The organism is Formivibrio citricus, from assembly GCF_900115065.1.
GTDB lineage: Bacteria > Pseudomonadota > Gammaproteobacteria > Burkholderiales > Chitinibacteraceae > Formivibrio > Formivibrio citricus.
This window is the reverse complement of record NZ_FOVE01000043.1, coordinates 1-1,241: the sequence shown is the minus strand read 5'-3', so window position 1 is coordinate 1,241 and position 1,241 is coordinate 1. Positions and strand designations below refer to the sequence as shown.

Here is a 1,241-nt window from a genome sequence, read left to right as displayed (position 1 = left end):
CGCGCCGCCTTGCCGGCACGTGGCAGGCTGCTGCCGGCGCTCTGCCCGGTCTGGAAGAAGCTCATAAGCTGGCGCAAGCGGTTGGCCTGGTTGTTCATCTCCTCGGAAGTAGCCGCCAGTTGTTCGGAAGCGCTGGCGTTCTGCTGGGTCACTTCATTGAGCTGCTGGAAGGCACCGCCCATCTGACTCACTCCGATATTCTGTTCCTGGCTGGCATTGGCGATCTCCTGCACCAGCTTGGAAGTCTCGTTGATGCCGGGCACGATCTGGTTCAGCAGCGAACCGGCACGCTCGGCCAAACCGACGCTGTTGGAAGCGAGTTCGCTGATTTCCTGTGCCGCGACCTGGCTGCGTTCTGCGAGCTTGCGCACCTCGACCGCCACCACTGCAAAGCCCTTGCCGTGCTCGCCGGCGCGGGCCGCTTCGATGGCCGCGTTGAGCGCCAGCAGATTGGTCTGATAGGCAATGTCATCGATGATGCCGATCTTGCTGGCGATCTGTTTCATGGCGCCGACGGTGTTGTTGACCGCATCGCCGCCTTCGGTGGCCTCGTGGGCGGCACGGGAAGCGATGTTGCCGGTGGTCTTGGCATTGCTGGTGTTCTGGGCGATGGAAGCCGTGATCTCCTCGACGGTGGCCGTGGTTTCTTCCATGCTGGCTGCCTGTTCGGCCGCCGCTTGCGAGAGCGACTGGGCGGTGGAGCTGATTTCCCCGGCCGCAGTGGTGATGTTGCCGGTGGCATCGACAACGTCTTCAATCGTTTGCGAGAGGCGGGCGATACTGTTGTTGAGCGCGGTAGCCAGTTGGGCCAGTTGACCCTGATATTGACCGCTCATGCGTTCGGTGAGATTGCCCGACTCCAAAGCGGCCAGTACTTGCAGTGCTTCATTGAGTGGCGTAACGATGGCATCAAGTGTGGCATTCACGCCTTCGATGATCTTGCGGAAATCACCCTGATGCAGGGAGGTCTCGGCGCGAGTATCGAGCTGGCCGGCTACCGCGGCACGGGAGAGCAGGGCCGCATCGTTGACCAGTGCCTGAATGTTGTCGACGCAGAGATTGATGTTCTGCTTGAGGGCATTGAAATCGCCACGGTATTCCTCGGTGATCCGGGGAGGCAGGTTGCCGGCGGCGATGCGGGCGATATGGTCGGCGGCGGCGTTGAGCGGACCGATGACGGCATCGAGTGTCTGGTTCACGCCTTCGATGACCTTGCGATAGTCGCCCTGATGGCGGGAAAC

The 1,241-nt window shown here is 61.7% G+C and carries 1 protein-coding gene; it reads right to left on the bottom strand.

The features are described from left to right. Positions 1-1,241 (bottom strand): methyl-accepting chemotaxis protein (locus tag BMZ36_RS14210; protein ID WP_177187908.1); only part of this gene is annotated, 1,241 nt, incomplete at both ends.